Below are 19108 nucleotides of genomic sequence, written 5' to 3' on the forward strand. Positions count from 1 at the left end.
ATGAACCTGGACTGGAGCGCCGAAGAAGAGGCTTTCCGCAAGGAGGTGCGCAGCTTCCTGACCGATAATCTGGACGAGGAACTGATCGCGGCGGGGCGCTTGGCAACGAGCGTCTATCCCGATCACGAAGCCAGTATGCGCTGGCAAAAGATCCTGCATGCAAAGGGCTGGGCAGCGCCGCACTGGCCGGTCGAACACGGGGGGCAGGACTGGAGCGCGGCGCAGCGCTACATCTTCGAGAGCGAGCGCATCGCGGCCGGAGCCCCTTCGCTCTCGCCCATGGGCATCCACATGGTCGCCCATGTTCTGGTGCGGTTCGGGACGCCGGCGCAGAAGGCCCGGTTCCTGCCCCGCATCCTCTCGGGTGAGGTCTTCTTCTGCCAGGGCTACAGCGAGCCGGGAGCAGGCTCGGATCTGGCCTCGCTGCAGATGGCCGCACGGGCCGACGGGGATGCCTTCGTGCTCAACGGATCGAAGATCTGGACGACCCATGCGGCCGAGGCCAACTGGATGTTCGCGCTCGTGCGCACCGCGCGTGAGGATCGTCCGCAGAAGGGGATCACCTTCCTCCTGCTGGAGATGGACAGTCCCGGCATCGAGGTGCACCCCATGCTCATGGCGTCGGGCGAGGAAGTGCAGTCGCAGGTCTTCTTCTCCGACGTGCGCGTTCCGGCCGACCAGGTGCTGGGCACGGTCGGGGAGGGGTGGTCGGTGGCCAAGTACCTCCTCGAATTCGAGCGTGGGGGGAGCGCTTACGCGCCGGATCTGGCGGCCCGAGCTGCCCAGCTTGCACGGTTCGCGGCCGGTGAGGCGGGAGGCGACGGGCGCGCCTTGATCGAAGATCCGCACTTCGCCGGGCGTCTTGCGGCCTTGCGCGCGCGCATACGGGTTCTGGGCACGATGGAATTGCGCCTGCTCTCGGGCGCTCAGAAGGGCGCGAGCGTGGGGGCGCTGTCCTCGATGATGAAGGTTCTGGGAACCGAAACCGCGCAGGCGCTCACGCAGTTGACGCTCGAGGCGGCGGGGCCCCGCGCCTTGGCCTATCAGCCCCATGCCGTGCGCCCGGGCGGGCCGACGCCGCTGCATGAGGTGCCGGTGGGCGGCTATGTGGGGGGCGAGGCGTGGCAGGCTCTGGCGCCACTGCGCTATTTCAACGAGCGTGCGGCCTCGATCTACGCCGGGTCCAACGAGATCCAGCGCAACATCCTGGCGCGGGCCGTGGTTGGCTTGTGAGCAAGGAGGGGCCTCGGCCTAGGCGGCGGCCTTCAAGGTCCGGGCGTAAGTCGAGACCGCGTGGTCGTGCGAGCCCAGCTGCTGTATGAGGGCCGTGGCACGGCGGAAGTAGTGGCTGACAGCCAGCTCGTCGGTCAGTCCCATAGCGCCGTGCAGTTGCACCGCGTTCTCGCCCACGAAGCGCAGTGCCTCGTGGGTCACGATCGTCGCGGCCTCGATTGCAGCGCGACGTTCTGCGGGAGGCGCAGTCAGGCTCAGCGTGGCAAGGTGGCTTGCTGATTGCGCCATTTCCACCTGCATCAGCATGTCGACTAGGCGGTGTTGCAGAGCCTGGAAGCGGGCGAGGGGCTGGCCGAACTGGTGGCGCTGGCGGGTATATTCGACGGTGTCCTCGTACATGCGGCGCGCGATCCCGGCACCCTGTGCGAGAAGACCGGCGCGCAGGTCTTCATCGGCCTGTTCCAGAGCAGGAGCCACTGCGTCGCGGACGCCAAGGAGGCCCGTGTCCGGTACCAGGACGCCTGCAAGCGTGACATCGCACGCGGTGCGGTCGTCGATCATCCGCACGGGGGCCAAGTCCAGGCCGGGGGCGTCGATGGGAAGGCAAAAGAGCGAAATTCCGGCCGCATCGCGCACCGCACCTGACGTTCGGGCGGTGACAAGAAGGTGGGACGCATCCTGCGCGCCTATGGCGAGCGCCTTGCCGCCGTCGAGGCGCCAGCCTTGGCTCTCGGCGGTGGCGGTCGTCGCGACATGGTGCAGGCAATTGCGGGCCTGTGGCTCCCAATGCGCGAGCGCCGGGCGCGCCTGTCCAGAAACGAGGTCTGCAAGAAGCTGGAAGCTGGCAGGTGTGGCGATGGCTTCGAGCAGGCGGCCACACAGGATCACGGTTTCGCTCCAGGGCGCACAGACGAGCGCTTCGCCCAGGGCCTCCTGCACGATCATCGCCTCGACCGGGCCTCCGCCAAAGCCGCCGACCTCTTCCGCGAAGGGGGCGCCGGTAAGGCCCATTTCGGCAAGTCCGTCCCACAGCGCGCGGGCGCATACGGGATCGCGCAGGGTGTGGCCACGCGCTTCGAAATCGTGCTGGTCCTGGAGGTAGCGCTGCAGCGTGTCCTTCAGGATGGACTGTTCTTCTGTCAGCTCGAAATCCATGGCGCATCCTTCCTGCCGTGTTGACAGGGCGCACCTTGCAGATGATTATTTAATCAAGCAAGTAATATTGTCTGTGGCGGCGAGCAGGAGAGTGGTGATGGCATCCGAACGTGGCATGGAAGGGCGTACGCTTCTGGTTACGGGAGCGTCCTCCGGGCTCGGTGCGCATGTCGCGCGCAAGGCCGCGCGGCGCGGGGCGAAGGTTGCGCTGCTGGCCCGTCGCAAAGAGGCGCTTGCGCGCGTGGTGGCTGAGATCGGCGAAGAAGGAGGGGCGGCCCTTGCGGTGGCCGGAGACGTCGCGCGGGAAGAGGACCTTGTCGCGGCCTTCGACCGGATCGAGGCGTACTTCGGCTCCGTCAATTCGGTGCTGGTCAACGCGGGGATGAACCGGAGCGGCAAGGCGCTCGACCTGGGCGTCGCGGATTTCGATGCCGTCTTCGCGGTCAATGTGCGCGGGGCCTTTCTGACGGCGCGTGAGGCCGCCCGGCGCATGGTCGCGGCAGATTGCGCACCCGACGGTCGGATCGTCCTGGTCTCCTCCATCACCGCGCAGACGCAGGGAAGCGGTCTTGTCGCCTACAGCGCCTCGAAGGCGGCGGTGAGCCATCTCGGGCGGTTACTGGCCAACGAATGGGTGCGCACCGGCCCCAACGTGAACGTGATCTCACCGGGCTACTTTGCCTCGGAACTCGCCGGAGACTGGTTCGAGACCGAGGCGGGCCAGCGGCAGGTGGCGGCGATGCCGCGTCGACGCCTGATGGACGAGGACGCGCTCGATACGACATTGCTCCACCTGCTCTCGGCCGAGAGCCGCTGCATCACCGGCGCCGACATTCGCATCGACGACGGCCAGACGCTGTGAGAAGTCAGGTCTGGATCACCTTGTTGGTGGGGGCGGCGAGGCCCTCGTAGGTGAAGTTGCGGAGGCGCACCGAGCCTTGGCCCGCCGCGTAGATACCGATGCGCAGGGCCAAGAAGCCGCCAAAGACATTGTGGTGCATACCCGAGACTTCCATGCGCGTGCCGTGGCGCTGCCAGGTCGCCCCGTCGTCGGTGGAATAGTGCCAGGTGATCACGTTCTCGATGTTGGTCAGACGAAGCCGCAGCGTCCGCGTGGACAGGGGAATGGCCGCCCACTCCAGTTCCTGCGAATACTCGAAGAGCTTGAGGGCTTCGGCGGTGAAGCCTAGGCCTGCGAAGGCCTTGTCGTTGTAGAACAGGATAAGGCCCGCCTCAGCAGCGGGATCGAGGAGGTCGAGCGAGATTTCGGCCTCGTAGCTGCGGTCCGGGACGGTGCAGGTGAGCGGGCTGGAATCGGCCGGCGAAGTCCCGCGCGCGGCGATCTCGAGGCTGGAGCTGCGATAGCTGGCGCGCGTCCCGTCCTCGGCCTTGGGGGCGTGGAAAGACCACTGCGTGCCCATGCGGTTGGCCGTAAAGTCATCCGACAGCGCCGGGGCTGAGGCCGAACGCGCGCCTCCGGCAGGGATCGGGAGGGGCAGCGAGAGATCGCCGCCAATCGCCTCGAACCAGCCATCTTGCGTCCAGCGGATCGGCTCGAGCAAGGTCTGGCGGCCCAGCGTGTACATCGCGTTTTCGTAGCCGTGGTAGACCATCCACCAGTCGCCCGAGGGGCCTTCGACGAGCGTGGCGTGGCCGCGTGACCACCACGGTTCGTTGACGCTGGTGGTGCGCACGATGGGGTTGTGCGGGCAATGCTCCCAGGGGCCATGGACCGAGCGCGAGCGCGCGGTAATGACCATGTGGCCGGTAACAGGGCCCGCCGTGCCGCCTACGGCGGTGACGATGTAGAACCATTCGCCCCGGCGCAGCAGCTTGGGCCCTTCGGGCGCGAAGTTCTCGGTCACCCACTCGTCGGGGAAGCGCCAGGGATCGTAGGCGGGCTCGACCTCGCCGTCGGTGGCGAGGCCATCGTCGGTGAGGCGTACCTTGCGGATGCCGTTGACGAAGAGATAGCGCTTGCCGTCCTCGCCCACGATGTGGCCCGGATCAATGCAGCCCGGGATGTTGAGGTCGACCGGTTCGCTCCAGGGGCCTTCGATCTTGTCCGCCCAGATCGCGTAGATGCCCCAGGGCTTCCCCGCGGGCGCGGCGGGAATGTAGATGTAGAAGCGTCCGTCGTGTTTGCAGATGTCGACCGCCCAGACGGTGCCGATATTGGTGTGGAGCGCGGGGCCGACAGGGGCCCAGTTCACAAGGTCGGTCGAGCGCCAGATAACGAGGCCGGGATAGGAATCGAAGGAGGAAAACGTCATGTAGTAGACGTCCCCGTCCTTCAGGATCGAGGGATCGGGGTGATCGCCCGCTACGATGGGGTTGCGGAAATAGCCGTTGCCCAGATCGGCCTTGCGCTGGCCGTTCGCGCCCGTGCTCCAGCCCTCGGGCATCTGCGCGAGGCTCTTGGCGGCGAGCGGTGCGGCGGATGCGGCCACGGCGCCGGCGGCGGTGCCCTTGAACAGGCTGCGGCGGGAAAGGGTCACGAGAGGGTCTCCGAAAGAGGCAGGCGCACGCGGCGCATCAGTTGGTGGCGGGCGCGAGCGTGACGAGAGTCACGTCGTTGCGGCGCATGGGAAGCGAAAGGTCAAGCGTGCCATCCTGCGCCACGCTGACGACGCGGTCGCTTTCGGGCCGGTCGGCGGTTTCGGCCTGCATCTGCGCCATCTCGTCGGCATCGAGGGCCGCGGGCATGCCCATGTCGATGTAGAGCGAGAGCGGGTCGTTTCGGCGATAGCCGGTGCGGTGGACCTGGAGGTGGTAGGTGCCGGGGCGCAAGTGGTCGAAATGCAGCTCGACCGGGCGGCTTTTCGCGGTCGGCACGAGGCGGGTGAAGAAGGGCTTGTTGCTGACCTTCTGCTCGGGCTGCTGCCAGTCCCAGATCACGGCGGCCACATTCTGTCCGTCGCGCGCGACGAAGCTCTGCGTGTCCTTGACCGCAATGGCGTCGCCGCGAAGGGCATTCAGGTACTTGTAGGTGAACCAGGCGGGCTTGCGGATGCCGTCCTTGTTCATCAGGCCAAAGCCGCCGTGGAAAGGGGTGGGCGGCGGGCCTGGTTCCTCGAAGAGGTCGGTATAGGCCCAGTAGCTCATGCCCTGAACCGCGCCTTGCGTGCCCTTGAGGCGCGAGAGGATGTAGGGGGCCGAGATGTAGCTGTCGTGCACGAAGTCGCGCGGGGTGTAGCTCGTGCTCCACTCGGTGAAGAAGAGCGGGATGCCGGGGTAGGCCGAGGCATCGATCTGTTCGCGTACGTTCAGGACATCGGAAATGACCGCGTCGGGCTTGTCCGAAAGCTTGGTGTCCTGCTTGCCCTCCTCATCGAGGAAGCCGCCTTCCACGCCGTAGCTGTGGGTCGCGACGAAATCGACCGGCAGGCCATTGGCCTGGGCATAGGACAGGAATTCCGGGACCCAGGCCGCGCCCGCTGTCGCGGGACCGCCGACGCGCAGGGCCGGGTCGATGGCCTTGATGGTGCGCGCGGTGTCGGCGTAGAGGCCGAAATAGGCGTCGCGGTCGGCGTTCTCCCAGAAGCCGTCGAGGTTGGGCTCGTTCCACAGCTCGAAGTACCAGCGGCGCACTTCGGCCGCGCCGTAGCGATCGCGCAGGTGTGTGACGAAGGCGTGAACCAGATCGCGCCACTTGTCGGGCTGGGGATGCGAGGTGTTGCCCTTCCAGTAGAACAGCTGGAGATCGGACGTGCGCATCACGGCAGGGGTCCAGCCCAGCTCGATGAAGGGGCGGATGTTCTTGGCCAGCAGCGCATCGTAGAGCCGGTCGATCCCGGTCCAGTCGTAGACGATCTTCCCGTCGACCTCCTGCACCGTGCCCAGCGTATCGTGGAAGATGTCGTGAAAGCGGATGTAGCGAAAGCCCAGTTCATCGGAGACGGTCTGGAGCTGGGCCTGGCTGTCGGGACGGATGAGCGTTCCGGGAAAGTCCGAGCCGACCGACTGCGTGGCGAACCGGTCCATCGGGCCTGTGGTCTTTGCAGCGTCAATGGTGATGTGGCGCACGGCGCTGTCGGGCGCGGCGCTGGCCGCCAGCGATGTTCCGCCCAGAACAAGGGCCATGCCCGCTGATATCGCGCTTTTCATTACCCGCTCCCATGTCTTCTTGTCGGGCTACTGTTAGCGCAATCATTTTATGGCGCAAGCCTCTTCCCGCACAGAGTAGGCGCGCAGCGTTGATAGCGTTCTCGTCAGAAAGGCCTGGCGCCGTGGGGTGGGATGTCAGCTAGGCTCGGGCTCCCGGCGGCGCGGCCGCAGGGTCACAAGGCAAAGGACCGCACCAAGAACGGACAGTCCGGCCGAGACGATCGCGGCCTGCCGCCAACCGGCAAGAATATCGCCGCCCGGCGCATTCGCGATCATCAGCGCGACCAGGGTAAGGCCGGTCGCCGAGCCGAGGTAGCGCGCGGTATTGTTCGCGCCGCTGCCGATGGCCGCATCGCGCGGCGGTACGCTGGCGATGGCCTGCTGGCCGAGCGCGGCGTTGAGGTAGCCGTTGGCCGCACCCGCCAGCAGCATGCCGGGGATGAAGCCGATGACGCCGCCCATTTCATCGGCAAAACCGGTCGCAAACTGGCCGATCCCGCAGGCAAGAAGCCCGGCGACGATGATCCGGGGCGGAGTGGCGCTTTCGGGGAGGTAGCGCGCGCCCATGGCGGTCACCGAACTGGTCGCGGACCAGGCCATGAGGACAAGCGCGCCGATCACGGGCGAGAGGCCGTAGGCGCGCTCGAGTACGGTGGCGCTCACCGACATCAGGCCGAGCACGCCCGCGCCTGAGAAATAGGCGCCCAGGGTTGCTCCGGTGAAGTCGGGGCGGCGGAACAGATCGAGGTTGAGCATGGGCGCGGCCCGGCGCTTCTCGATCAGGACGAAGGCGGTGAGAAGGAGCAGGCCCAAAGCGATCAGGCCGAGAACTAGCGTGCCGGAATTGGTGCCGCGTGCCTGCGTCATCGCGGCAAGCAGGGAGGCGATGCCTCCGCCGAGGGTGATGGTGCCGCCAAGGTCGAGCGGGCGCGGCGTTCCGGCATGGGATTCGCGAAGGACGCGGTGTGCTGCCGCCGCGAGGGTGAGCGAGATGATGCCTTCGACGAGATAGACCATGGCCCATCCGCCAAGGACTTCAAGTGCGGCGGCAAGCAATGGGCCTGCCGCAACGCCTGCGCCCAGCGCCATCGCCCAGATGCCGGTGGCGTGGCGGCGGCGGGTGGGATCGGGGAAGCTCTGAGCCAGGAGGCCGAGCCCGGCGGCCATGATGCCTGAGCCGCCCATGCCCTGCGCCACGCGCAGGAGGATGAGCGGGATGGGGCCGGTCGCCAGGCCTCCCGCGGCGAGGGTTGCGCCCATGATGGCAAGGCCCGCCACGAACACGCGCTTGCGGCCGTAATCGTCGGCCAGCGCGCCGCCGGGGAGCAGGCCGATGGCGCAGCCCAGCGGCATCGCGCTCAGGATCCAGGCCTGGGCGCCCGCGCCTGCGCCCAGCGCCTCGGACGTGGCGGCAAGCGTTGTGAGGGGGAGTGTGAAGACGACCAGCACCAGGGCCGTTGCGAGCGAGACGATGGTCAGCGCCTGCGTGGCTTCACGCTGCGCGCCTGCGTCCCGGTGCGCTTTGGGTGAGCTGGTGCCGGTCATTCAGGCGATCAGTTGCCGTTGCCAAGCTTGCCGAGCGCGGTCGCGCCCGAGAAGGCCTTGGGCCAACCCGCGTAGAAGGCCAGGTGGCCCATGGCCGCACCCAGTTCCGCCTTGGTGAGACCGTTCTCGATCCCGCGCTGGAGGTGGAAGCCAAGCTGGTCAGCGTCGCCGCTGGCGGTCAGCGCGACGATGGTCACGAGGCTGCGGTCACGCGGGGCCAGGTCCTGGCGCAGCCAGAGTTCGTCAAAGAGCACTTCGTTGGTCATCTCGCCGAGCGTCGGGGCGATCTGGCCCACGCCGTTGTTCACCGCGTTCTCACGCTGGCCATCGTTGGCGGGCTTGTCGTTGAGCGGGGTCGTCGCGGGCTGGATGGCCGACGCCTCGATGCCGCGCTCCTGAAACACCTCGTCGGCGATCTGGACGGCCGAGACGGCGTTGGGCCAGCCCGAGTAGAAGGCGAGCTGGGTGATGAGGCCGCCGATCTCGGTGGGCGTCACGCCGTTGTCGAGCGCGCGTTCGAGGTGGGGACGGATCTGCGCGCTCTTGCCGGTCGAGACGAGCACCGAGAGGGTCACCACGCTGCGGTCGCGCGGCGAGAGTTCTTCGCGCTTCCAGACATCACCGAACAGGACGTTGTCGGTGTAGCGGGCAAGCGCGGGGGCGGCGCGCTGCATGTAGTCGGGCGCGACCGATTCGGCGGCCGAAGCGGCACCGGGCATGGCGACGGCTGCGGCCGCGGCGAGGATGTGCTTGTTCATTGTCTTCTCCAGTATCGTATTGGAATGACGAGTGGCACCCCTCATGGCTCCCGTTTGCCGCCTTGAGGAAAATGCGACGGGACGATGAGATGCGTTCATCGTCCCGTCGGCGCTCGTCCGGATCAGGCCAGAGGGCCGTAGCCGGGGCGCTTGAACAGGGTCTTTTCCTTCGCCTGGATTTCCGGCGCGTAGACACTGTTCATCCATTTCGAAGGGGACACGTCCTCGATCCCGACCGAGACCGAATGCGCGCCATGGCCGAGGGTCTCGGCGATGAGGGCAGTGATGCGGTCGGCCAGTTCCTGCTTTTCGGCCTCGTTATGGCCGGGGTACATCTTGATCGCGACGTGGGGCATGGGAAGTGTCCTCTTCTCGTCTTGTCGGAGGCCGGGATCAGCGGGCGACGTAGCCGCCATCGACGGCGATCACGTGGCCGACCACGAAGCTGGCGCCCGGGCTCGACAGCCACATGACGGCGTTCGCAACTTCCTCGGCGGTGCCCAGCCGGTCGATCGGCACGTCGCGCATCATCGCGTCCACCGCGTTCTCGCGTTCCATCATCTCGGCCACCATCGGGGTGTTGATGATGCCCGGTGCGACCGCGTTCACGCGGATGCCCTGCGCGGCGTATTCAAGCCCGGCCGTCTTGGTCAGGCCATGCACGCCGTGCTTGGCCGCGTGGTAGGTCGAACGGCCCGGAACGCCGACGAAGCCGCCGAGCGAGGAGTTGTTCACGATGGCGCCCGAACCCTGCTTCTTCATCTGCGCCAGCTCGTACTTCATGGCGAGGAACACGCCGCGAAGGTTGATGCCGGTCATGTGGTCGAAGGCTTCGACTTCGGTCTCGGCCAGGTCGGCGACATCGCTCTGGATGCCGGCGTTGTTGAAGGCCATGTCGAGGCGGCCGTAGGTCTCCACGACCTTGGCAACCGCCGCTTCGACTTCGCTGGCTTCAAGCACGTTGCAGGTGACGGGAAGGACGGTGAAACCCTTGTCGGAAAGGCCCTTGGCCGCTTCGGCGAGCGCGTCGGCGCGGTTGTCGAGCATGGCGACCGAAGCGCCAGCCTTGGCGTAAGCCTCGGCGGCGGCAAGGCCCATGCCGGAAGCGGCGCCGGTGACGAGGGCAACCTGGCCGGAGAAATCATAAGTGGGGTTCATGGAAGGTACTCCTGAAATGGAATGGGGGAGAGGACGGGCCGGTTGGGCTCAGGCGTCCATCGTCGCGATGTCGATCACGAAGCGGTACTTCACGTCCGAACGCTTCATGCGCTCGTAGGCTTCGTCGATGCCATCGGCCCGGATCATCTCGATGTCGGCGGTGATCCCGTGCTCGGCACAGAAATCGAGCATTTCCTGGGTCTCGGGAATCCCGCCGATGAGCGAACCGGCAATCGAGCGGCGGCCCATGATGAGGTAGCCGATGTTGGGCGACGGGTGGGGGCTGTCGGGCAGGCCGACGAGGGTCAGCGTGCCGTCGAGGGTGAGAAGGCCGGTGTAATCATCGAGCTTGTGCGGCGCGGCGACGGTGTCGAGGATGAAGTCGAAGCTGCCCCGGTGCGCGGCCATCTCACCGGCATTGCGCGAGACGACGACCTCGTCGGCGCCCAGCTTCAGCGCGTCCTCGCGCTTGCTTTCCGAAGTGGTGAAGGCGACGACGTGCGCGCCCATCGCCTTGGCGAGCTTGACCGCGACATGGCCAAGACCGCCGATGCCGACAATGCCGACCTTCTTGCCCGGGCCCGCTTTCCAGTGGCGCAGCGGCGAATAGGTGGTGATACCCGCGCACAGCAGCGGCGCCACGGCGGCGAGCTGCTCGGTGGGATGGGTGATCTTGAGCACGAACTTGTCGCTCACCACGATGTCCTGCGAATAGCCGCCCAGCGTGTGGCCCGGGGCTTCCTCGCAGTCCCCGTTGTAGGTGGGCGTCATGCCGTTCTCGCAGAACTGCTCGAGGCCCTGTTCGCACGGGCTGCAGTGCTGGCAGCTGTCGACCATGCAGCCAACGCCCACCACATCGCCTTCCTTGAAGGCGGTGACATCGGCGCCCACGGCGGTGACGCGGCCGACGATTTCGTGGCCGGGGACGCAGGGGAACAGCGTGCCGCCCCATTCGCCGCGCACGGTGTGCAGGTCCGAATGGCACACGCCGCAGTAATCGATGGCGATGGCAACGTCGTTGGCGCCGGGCGCGCGGCGCGTGATGGTCATTTCCTCGAGCGGACGGTCGGCGGCGGTGGCGCCGTAAGCCTTGGTCATATCGGTGTCCTATGCTGGAAAGCGGTGGTTCGCTTCTCCAGATAGGACAGGGGAGGCTTTGCGATTAGCCGCCGCGTGTTCGATGGAGCGTTGAGCCATTTTCATCCATGGCCCGGGAACGCAACGACACCCCTCAGAGGCCGAGCGGGGCCATCTCGCGGATGAGCTCAATCAGCAGGCGCAGCCCTGTGGGCACCTGTCGGCGGCTGGGATAATAGATCTGGAAACCCGGGCCGGTGGTCGCCCAGTCATCGAGCACGGTCTGCAACTGGCCGCTGGCGATGAAGGGCGCGACAACCGGTTCGGGCCCATACATCAGGCCGCCGCCGCCAATGGCGATGGAGACCATCGAGCGGCTTTCATCGACAGTGATCTGGCCAGGGACGGCAATGTCGAATTCCTCGCCGTCGCGGCCCATGAACTCCCAGCGGTAGATGCGGTCATCGCCGAGCCGTACGCCCAGACAGCGGTGCTCCTTCAGTTCCTCCGGGTCCTGCGGGGTGCCGAAGCGCTCCAGATAGGCGGGAGCTGCGGCGACGATCCAGCGGATGTCGGGCGAGAGGCGCTGCGCGATCATGTCCTCGGGTACGGTGCCGCCGTAGCGGATCCCGGCATCGAAGCCGGAGGCAACGACATCGACCATGCGGTTGGAGGCGACGATGTCGACCTCGACATCGGGGTAGCGCTCCATGAACACCGGGATCACCGGCGAGAGGAGCAGGGCGGCGGCATCGGCCGCGACATTGAGGCGGATGCGGCCCGTGGGCGTATCGCGGAAGCGGTTGAGCGCGTCGCGCGCCTGGTCGATCCGGGCGAAGGGATCGCTGATCGCCTCGCGCAGTTCCTCGCCGGCCGAGGTCAGCGTGACCGAGCGGTTGGTGCGGTTGAGGAGGCGCACGCCAAGCCGCTCTTCCAGGCCCCGCAGCGAGTGGCTGAGCGCCGAAGGGCTGACGCCGATCTCGAGAGCGGCCTTCCGGAAACTGCCGTGGCGGGCAATCGCGAGGAAGTAGGAGAAATCGGCGATGTCGGTGCGACTTATGGACATGGGCCCCTAATGAGCCTTTGCGCGCGAGACCGCAACCGGCCCGCAGGGTGGAGATAACTCTCTTCCCGGCAGGCGGTTGCGGTGTGCTGCTGGCGCGGGGGTCAGTTGGCAGGGCCGGAGAACTGCGCGTCGGTGACGGGCTCCTGCCATTCCACGTTCTTGCCGTTTAGCGACTCGGTGATGGCGATATGCGACATCGCCTCGTTCGCGGTCGCGCCGTGCCAGTGACGCACGCCCGGCTTCACGTAGGCCATATCGCCCGCGCAGACGCGCTGCGGGGCCTGGCCTTCGGCCTGGGTCCAGCCGCAGCCCTGGGTGACGTAGAAGGTCTGACCAGCCGGGTGGGTGTGCCAGTTGGTGCGCGCGCCGGGCGTGAAGGTGACGAGCGCGGTGCCCGCCTGGCCGGGCGCGGTCGGCTTGGTCAGCATGTAGAGGTACACCTCGCCGGTGAAGTAGTCGGCGGGCGGGTTGGTCCCTTCCACTTCGGACTGGCTGACCACGACCTGATCGGCATCCTGGCCCTTGTCCTGTGCGCTGAGTGCAGAGGCGCTGCAGGCAAGGCCCGCTCCGGCAAGGACGGCGGCGAGGGCGAATTTCGACATGGGGCAGTCTCCTGAAATGTGGTGCGTCGAGGGTGCGCGGTGGTCCGGTCTCCAACCGCAAAACGGGCGCGCAGGACCTTGCACGATGCCCCTCTAACGCAGCAGTTGCGTGTCGGGTCCATGAGTTCAACTCAACACTGTGTATAGGCACGAGGCCATTGTCGAGCGGCGGGGGAGGGCGCACATGGGAACCATTCCGGGATGGCCGGCACCTCGCCTGCTATCGAATGCAGGAGCACACAATCATGAGCGACACGAACGACCTCACCAAGCAGGACGCCGTCGTCCTTCGCAATGGCACCGCCGAAGCCATCAAGGGCCCCGAACAGACCTTCACCGGCACCGTGCGGATCGACCGCATCTTCAATCCGCCCGAGCCCGCCCGCGCCGGTTTCGCCATCGTCAACTTCGAGCCGGGCGCGCGCACCAACTGGCACACGCATCCGGCCGGCCAGACCCTCTACGTCACGCAGGGCGTGGGCTGGCACAAGTGCGAAGGCGGTGAAAAGACCGAGATCCGCGCGGGCGACACGGTGTGGTGCAACTGCGGCAAGCGCCACTGGCACGGCGCGACCGACACCACCTACATGCAGCACATCGCCATCACCGAAGCCATCGACGGCAGCCCGGTGAACTGGATGGAAGCGGTCTCCGACGAGGAGTACCTGTCGGGTCCGGTCAAGAAGGACTGATCCGGCAAGACCCCGTCTCTCGACAGCCCCTCGGGTCGCACCGGGGCTGACCGGCAGGGCGCGCACGAAGACCGTACAGGCAGCTGCGCGCCCGCCCCGACCAGAAAAGGAATTTCCCATGGCACTTGCCGACAACTACATTTTCGATCTCAGCGACAACGTCGTGCGCACGCCCGTCAGCTACCTGACGCGCTATGGCATCACGATCTCGGCCGATCTCTACACCGCCGTCGATTTCGACGAGACCACGCCCGCTCCCGCGCTCGTCATCGGCGCACCCTATGGCGGCGTGAAGGAGCAGGGCCCGGGCGTCTACGCCAACGAGCTTGCGCAGCGCGGCTTCGTGGTGCTGACCTTCGATCCTTCGTACAACGGCTATAGCGGCGGCGAGACCCGCCACCTGTCCTCGCCCGACGTGTTCGTGGAAGATTTCCACGCGGCGGTCGACTTCCTGGGGACGCGTGAATTCGTGGACCGTGAGAAGATCGGCGCGCTCGGCATCTGCGGCAGCGGCGGTTTCGCGCTGAGCGCGGCGTCGGTCGACCCGCGCATCAAGGCCATCGCGACGGCCAGCATGTACGACATTTCGCGCATGCACGCCGAGGGCTTCGGCGGTTCGCTGAGCGAAGAGGACCGCAAGGCCCAGCTCGCGCAGATCGCCGAGCACCGCTACGCCGAATTCGAAGGCGAACCCGCCACGCTGACCCCGCGCGGCGCGCTGCTTGAACTCGATCCGGAGAACAACCCGGTCGGTACCGAGTTCGGGGAATTCTACTCGCGTCCGCGCGGCTATCACCCCAATTCGATCGCGCAGTTCACGATGACCAGCGGTCCCTCGTTCATGAACTTCCCGCTGCTTGACAAACTCGACTGGATCGCGCCGCGCAAGGCGCTTCTGGTCATCGGCGAAGAGGCGCACTCGGCCTACTTCAGCGAGGACGTGGCGAACGACGACAACATCAAGCTTCATGTCGTCCCGGGCGCCAACCACGTCGACCTCTACGACAAGACCGATGTGATCCCCTTCGATGCAATCGAGAGTTTCTTCAACGACAACCTGAAGTAAGCCGCTCGCGCGCAGCGCTTACGAGAAAGGGCCGCTTCCCGATGGGGGAGCGGCCCTTTTCGTGTGTGCGTGACGGTAGGCGGATCAGGAGGCGGGCGGCGTCTGCCAGCCTCCGCCCAGCGCCTTGAACAGGTCGACCCGGTCCGATGCGAGCTGCGCGCGCGCCTCCACCACGGCCCGGCGCGCGGCGAGCAGATCGGCTTGCGCTGCCAGCACGTCCAGCGCCGAGGACGATCCCGCCCGCTGACGCTGCTGCGTCAACTGCCAGGCGCGTTCGGCGCGGGTCTCGGCCTCATCCAGATCCGCCATCTGCGCTTCCCCTCCCGCGACGCGCGAGAGGCCCTGCTCGACTTCCTTGAGCGCGGTCAGGACCTGCCCGTCGAACTGGGCGAGCGCGGCATCGGTCTGCGCTTCGGCCTGCCGGATACGGGCGTGGGCCGCGCCGAAGTCTGGGAAGGTCCAGCTGATCAGGGGGCCCAGGCCAAAGGAAAACGAGTCGCTCCCCTTGATCATGTCGTTGCGAAGGAAATTGCCCGAGCCGCCCAGCGAGATGCGCGGGTAGAGGTCCGCGGTGGCAACGCCGATCCGCGCGGTCTCGGCCGCGAGGTTGCGTTCGGCCTCGCGCAAGTCGGGACGGCGCCGCAGAAGCGCGGCGCCGTCGCCGACCGGTAGCGCGGCCCCGGGGGATGGGGGGGCGGAACAGGACCGCGCTGCCTGAGGGACGGAATCCGGGGTCTGGCCCAGCAGGGCCGCCAGCTCGAACAGGGCGACGCGGCGCCCGGCCTCGATGGTGGGAAGGGCGGCGCGTGCAGATGCGTGGGCGCTCCCGGCGCGTTCCACGTCCGCCTTCCCCACTGAGCCCGCGCGCTCCAGCGCCTGCGTCAGTTCAAGCGTGCGCCGCGTGGTCTCGACCGATTGGCGCGCGACGTCCAGTCCCTGCCCTTGGGTGCAGGCCTGGAGGTAGGCGCGAGTGGTCTCGGCCGCGACCAGCACGCGTACGCCGTCGCGCGCGGCCTCGATCGCGGCGGCATCCGCGCGCGCGGCCTCGATGGAGCGGGACACGCGGCCGAACAGGTCCGCCTCCCAGGCAAGGCTGGCGTTGGCGTTGGTGGTGACCTGCGTTTCGCCGAGGTTCGCAAAGCCGCCGCCGCCCTGGCCGCCACCGCCCCCCTGGCCTCCGCCACCGAACTGGACGGCATCGCCCCAGGAGAGCCCGCCATTGAGGTTGGTGGTGGGGAGCCGCGCGGCGCGGCTTTCCGACAGGACGGCCTGCGCGCGGGCAAGGTTTGCGTTGGCCACGCGCAAGTCCGTGTTGGCGGTCAGTGCCTGTTCGACCAGGGCGTCGAGGACAGGGTCCTTGTAGAGGTGCCACCAGTCGTCCGGCAGCGGCGCTACGGCATCGAAGCGGGCATCGGTGGTGACGAAGTCGCCTGCGGCGCGCGGCGGCGTTGCGGGCGCGGAATAATCCGGTCCCACGGCGCAGGCGCCAACCAGAAGGGGCGCGAGGAGAGCCGCAAGGCGTCTCCCGCTACGCCGGGGCGGGGTGGGGGTGTCAGGCATGGGAAAGGCTCCCTTCACGCGAGGCGGCGTCGGTTTCGGAGGCGTCCTCGTCCTCCGGCGCGTGGGCGCGGTGATCGCCCGCCAGCAGCGTGTAGATGGTGGGAAGAACGAAGAGCGTGAAGAGCGTGCCGATGAGCATGCCCATCACCACCACGATACCGATGGCAAATCGGCTGGCCGCGCCCGCGCCCGAAGCGAAGAGCAGGGGCACAAGCCCCGCCACCATCGCCGCGGTCGTCATCAGCACCGGGCGCATACGCACCGCGGCGGCGTGGGCGATGGCCTCGTGGCGGCTCCAGCCTTCATCGCGCTGCATCTGGTTGGCGAAGGACACCATCAGGATGCCGTGCTTGGTGATGAGCCCGATCAGGGTGACAAGGCCGATCTGCGTGTAGATGTTGAGTGTGGCAAAGCCCAGGAACAGCGGCAGTAGCGCGCCCGAGATCGCCAGCGGCACGGTGACGAGGATCACCAGCGGATCGCGAAAGCTCTCGAACTGGGCGGCGAGGACCAGGAAGATGACCACCAGAGCAAAGGCGAAGGAGACCGTCAGCTGGTTGCCCTCCTGGACATACTGGCGGCTGTTCGAGAGCCAGTCGACGCTGGTGCCCTCGGGCAGGTCCTGCGCCTGCAGGAAGGCGACCGCCTGGCCCATCGTTACGCCGGGCATGAGCACGGCCGACATCGTGGCCGAGTTCATCTGGTTGAACTGGGGCAGGAGGTTGGGCTGGGGCTCGATCTCGACCTTGGCGACGGTGGAAAGGGGGACAAGATCGCCCGATCCGGTGCGCACGTAGTAGCCGCCGAGATCCCCGGGGGTGGCGCGCTCACCGCGCGGGACCTGCGTGATCACGTCGTAGGAGCGGTCGTGCCAGTTGAAGCGATTGACGTAATTCTCGCCCACCATCAGCGCCAGTGTGTCGGCGATTTCCGACATGGGAATGCCCATGTCGCCCGCCTTGTCGCGGTCCACGGTGATGTGCGCCTGCTGGCTGTCGAAGGCGAGGTCGGCATCGACGAAGGCGAACAGGCCGCTCTGCCAGGCCGCGCCCTTGAGCTGGTCAAGCGTGCGGTTGATCGCGGCGAAGTCATCGGGCGAGCGGATCACCATCTGCACCGGCAGACCGCCGCTGCCCGCGGGCAAGGGACTGTCCTGGAAGACGGTGGAGGTGACGCCGGTGACACCTGCGGTCTTGCCCGCCAGTTCCTGCTGCACGTCCTCCGCGGTACGTTCACGCTCGGCCCAGGGCGAGAGGATGATGCCGCCAAAGCCGATGTTGGCGCCTTGCGCGCCGCCCATCGCGTAGAAGCTGCCGTCGAACTCGGGCAGGTCGTGGAACAGGGCCTCGACCTGCTTGGAGAAGCGCACGGTGTAGTCGACGCTGGCGTACTGCGGGCCCTTGGTCTGGACGAAGACGTAGCCCATGTCCTCGGGCGGTGCGAGTTCGCGCTTGGCGCCCAGGAAGAAGACGACGCTTGCCGCCAGGATCGCCGCTCCCGCGACAAGGACTGCCGCGCGATTGACCAGCGTCTTGCCGAGTAGCCGCTCGTAGCGGTGGGTGAGGCCGTGCATCGAGCGCTCGATGGTCTTTTCGAGGCGGCTCTCGCCCATCTTGTTGTGGAGGAGACGGCTGCTCATCATCGGGGAGAGCGTCAGGGCGACGACGCCCGAGACGATCACCGATCCGGCAAGGGTAAAGGCGAACTCGCGGAAGAGCGCGCCGGTCAGGCCGCCCATGAGCCCGATGGGCGCATAGACGGCGGCAAGGGTGATGGTCATGGCGATGACCGGCCCCACGATCTCACGCGCGCCTTTGAGCGCCGCGTTGATGGGGGAGAGACCTTCCTCGATGTGGCGGTGGATGTTCTCGACCACGACGATGGCGTCATCGACCACAAGGCCGATGGCAAGGACCATCGCAAGAAGGGTGAGGAGGTTGAGCGAAAAACCGAAGAGCAGCATCAGCGCGGCTGTTCCCAGCAGCGAGAGCGGAATGGTGACGATGGGGATGATGACGGCCCGGAAGGTGCCGAGGAACAGGAAGATGACGACGATCACGATGATGACGGCTTCGACCAGAGTGTGCTCGACTTCCTCGATCGAGGCGTCGACGAAGCGCGCGCGGTCGAACATCGATTTGATCTCCAGACCCGGAGGCGCCATGCGCTCGAGCTGGGGCAGGAGTTCGTTGACCGCATCGACGATCTCGAGCGGGTTGCCGTCGGGCGTAGGCGAAATCGGCAGCAGGATCGCGTCTTTGCCCGCCCCCATCGCGGCATCGTCGTAGTTCTGGCCGCCCAGTTCGACCGTGGCGACGTCGCCCAGGCGCACGATGCCATCCGGGCCCGTCTTGACCACCATGTCGCGGAACGAGGCCGCACTGCGAAGGTCCGTCTCGGCGGTGATGTTGATGGCGGTCGCGCTGCCCTTGAGCTGGCCGGGGGCGGCCTGGACGTTGTTGGCGCGCAGTGCCGTCGCAATGTCGCCCGCCGTCATGCCGCGTCCGGCGAGCTTGTCGGGATCGACCCAGATGCGCATGGCCAGCGGCGCGCCGCCATTGATCTCGACCGAAGCGACACCCGGAACCGAGGTCAGCAGGGGCCGTGCAACGCGGGTCACGAAGTCGTTGATCTGCGAAGGCGCCATCGTCGGGCTGGTGAAGCTGATATACTGCACCGCCGAGGCGCCGTCGGTGATCTTGGAGATGACCGGGTCGAAGGCCCCTTCGGGCAGGCGGTACTTCACCTGCTGCACCTTGGAGAGGATCTCGGTCATCGAACGGTCGGCGTCCGCGTTCAGCACCAGCTTGGCCGCGATATGGCTTTTACCCGAAGTCGAGGTGGAGGAGAGGTACTCGATCCCGCTGGCGGTCGCGATCTCCTGCGCGATGGGAGTGGTGACGAAGCCCTGCATGACGTCCTGCGTGGCGCCGGGAAGCTGGGTGTCGATGGTGATCGTGGCGCTTTCCATGCGCGGGTACTGGCGGATCTGCAGCCCGAAGACGGCGGAGATGCCCACCAGCAGGATCAGCAGGCTGACCACGATGGCCGCGATGGGGCGGCGGATGAACAGGTCGGTGAAGCGCATC

16 protein-coding genes are annotated in these 19108 nt (G+C 67.0%); 4 read left to right on the top strand and 12 right to left on the bottom strand.

Annotated elements, in window-relative coordinates; translation table 11 throughout:
• Entirely contained in the window at window positions 1-1233 is a 1233-nt protein-coding gene (locus LC060_RS05710) for an acyl-CoA dehydrogenase family protein (RefSeq protein ID WP_226633400.1), read from the top strand.
• Window positions 1234-1251: 18 nt separating this feature from the next.
• On the opposite strand, the gene LC060_RS05715 is transcribed toward LC060_RS05710, so the two are convergent.
• Entirely contained in the window at window positions 1252-2388 is a 1137-nt protein-coding gene (locus LC060_RS05715; protein WP_226633401.1) for an acyl-CoA dehydrogenase family protein, read from the bottom strand.
• A 97-nt stretch (window positions 2389-2485) separates the two neighbouring features.
• On the opposite strand from LC060_RS05715, the gene LC060_RS05720 reads away from it, so the two are divergent.
• On the top strand, window positions 2486-3250 hold the full coding sequence (locus tag LC060_RS05720) for an SDR family NAD(P)-dependent oxidoreductase (protein ID WP_226633402.1): 765 nt from the start codon (window positions 2486-2488) through the stop codon (window positions 3248-3250).
• A 4-nt stretch (window positions 3251-3254) separates the two neighbouring features.
• On the opposite strand, the gene LC060_RS05725 is transcribed toward LC060_RS05720, so the two are convergent.
• The 9 genes from LC060_RS05725 to LC060_RS05765 all read right to left on the bottom strand — a co-directional run bounded on the left by LC060_RS05725 (window position 3255) and on the right by LC060_RS05765 (window position 12701).
• Window positions 3255-4886: a family 43 glycosylhydrolase gene (locus tag LC060_RS05725; RefSeq protein ID WP_226633403.1), complete on the bottom strand. Its 1632-nt coding sequence runs from the start codon at window positions 4884-4886 to the stop codon at window positions 3255-3257.
• Window positions 4887-4923: 37 nt separating this feature from the next.
• Entirely contained in the window at window positions 4924-6495 is a 1572-nt protein-coding gene (locus LC060_RS05730) for a GH39 family glycosyl hydrolase (protein ID WP_226633404.1), read from the bottom strand.
• 135 nt (window positions 6496-6630) lie between these two features.
• Window positions 6631-8040, bottom strand: coding sequence for an MFS transporter (locus tag LC060_RS05735; RefSeq protein WP_226633405.1), 1410 nt, complete (start codon window positions 8038-8040; stop codon window positions 6631-6633).
• An 8-nt stretch (window positions 8041-8048) separates the two neighbouring features.
• Window positions 8049-8798 (bottom strand): carboxymuconolactone decarboxylase family protein, encoded by a 750-nt coding sequence (locus LC060_RS05740; protein ID WP_226633406.1) that lies wholly within the window; start codon window positions 8796-8798, stop codon window positions 8049-8051.
• A gap of 122 nt (window positions 8799-8920) precedes the next feature.
• A complete protein-coding gene (locus tag LC060_RS05745; protein ID WP_226633407.1) occupies window positions 8921-9154 on the bottom strand; it encodes a tautomerase family protein in 234 nt (77 codons plus the stop codon).
• A gap of 37 nt (window positions 9155-9191) precedes the next feature.
• Window positions 9192-9956 (bottom strand): SDR family NAD(P)-dependent oxidoreductase, encoded by a 765-nt coding sequence (locus LC060_RS05750; RefSeq protein ID WP_226633408.1) that lies wholly within the window; start codon window positions 9954-9956, stop codon window positions 9192-9194.
• Between the two features lie 48 nt (window positions 9957-10004).
• Window positions 10005-11054, bottom strand: coding sequence for an NAD(P)-dependent alcohol dehydrogenase (locus tag LC060_RS05755; protein ID WP_226633409.1), 1050 nt, complete (start codon window positions 11052-11054; stop codon window positions 10005-10007).
• A gap of 133 nt (window positions 11055-11187) precedes the next feature.
• Window positions 11188-12099, bottom strand: a complete 912-nt coding sequence (locus tag LC060_RS05760) for a LysR family transcriptional regulator (protein WP_226633410.1) — start codon at window positions 12097-12099, stop codon at window positions 11188-11190.
• A gap of 101 nt (window positions 12100-12200) precedes the next feature.
• Entirely contained in the window at window positions 12201-12701 is a 501-nt protein-coding gene (locus LC060_RS05765; RefSeq protein ID WP_226633411.1) for a cupin domain-containing protein, read from the bottom strand.
• 245 nt (window positions 12702-12946) lie between these two features.
• Between LC060_RS05765 and LC060_RS05770 the strand changes: the two genes are divergently transcribed.
• Together LC060_RS05770 and LC060_RS05775 are read left to right on the top strand one after the other, a co-directional pair.
• A complete protein-coding gene (locus LC060_RS05770) occupies window positions 12947-13393 on the top strand; it encodes a cupin domain-containing protein (RefSeq protein ID WP_226633412.1) in 447 nt (148 codons plus the stop codon).
• Window positions 13394-13511: 118 nt separating this feature from the next.
• Entirely contained in the window at window positions 13512-14459 is a 948-nt protein-coding gene (locus LC060_RS05775; RefSeq protein WP_226633413.1) for an alpha/beta hydrolase, read from the top strand.
• A gap of 84 nt (window positions 14460-14543) precedes the next feature.
• On the opposite strand, the gene LC060_RS05780 is transcribed toward LC060_RS05775, so the two are convergent.
• Both LC060_RS05780 and LC060_RS05785 read right to left on the bottom strand, forming a co-directional pair.
• Window positions 14544-16019 (bottom strand): efflux transporter outer membrane subunit, encoded by a 1476-nt coding sequence (locus tag LC060_RS05780; RefSeq protein ID WP_226633414.1) that lies wholly within the window; start codon window positions 16017-16019, stop codon window positions 14544-14546.
• On the bottom strand, window positions 16012-19107 hold the full coding sequence (locus LC060_RS05785; RefSeq protein WP_226633415.1) for an efflux RND transporter permease subunit: 3096 nt from the start codon (window positions 19105-19107) through the stop codon (window positions 16012-16014). Before LC060_RS05785 ends, LC060_RS05780 begins: the two co-directional genes overlap by 8 nt.
• Window position 19108: the final 1 nt, after the last annotated feature.

It is taken from the genome of Novosphingobium profundi (assembly GCF_020524485.1).
GTDB classification, from domain to species: domain Bacteria; phylum Pseudomonadota; class Alphaproteobacteria; order Sphingomonadales; family Sphingomonadaceae; genus Novosphingobium; species Novosphingobium profundi_A.